Consider the following 210-nt stretch of genomic DNA (forward strand, 5'->3'; position numbering starts at 1 on the left):
AGAAATAATCTGAACGCTATCAATGTTTGTCAGTCCTGATAAATTCTGAGTGATTTGCTGAATGCCATTCTGGTTGCCGTTGAGAAGAAACAACAGTGTACCAGGTTTAACCTGATTAACTAGATTTTGATAATCTTGAACACTCGGATCAATGAAAACGACCGTTTTAGTAGAGCTTGACATGAAAATAACCTGCCGTCATTTTATGAA

1 protein-coding gene is annotated in these 210 nt (G+C 36.7%); it reads right to left on the minus strand.

Annotated elements, in window-relative coordinates; translation table 11 throughout:
* A partial coding sequence (locus ACIR131C_RS0103020; RefSeq protein WP_028089011.1) for a DUF4347 domain-containing protein occupies positions 1–183 on the minus strand: 183 nt, incomplete at its 3' end.
* Positions 184–210 lie beyond the last annotated feature (27 nt).

The organism is Dolichospermum circinale AWQC131C (genome assembly GCF_000426905.1).
In the GTDB taxonomy this organism is placed as follows: domain Bacteria; phylum Cyanobacteriota; class Cyanobacteriia; order Cyanobacteriales; family Nostocaceae; genus Dolichospermum; species Dolichospermum circinale.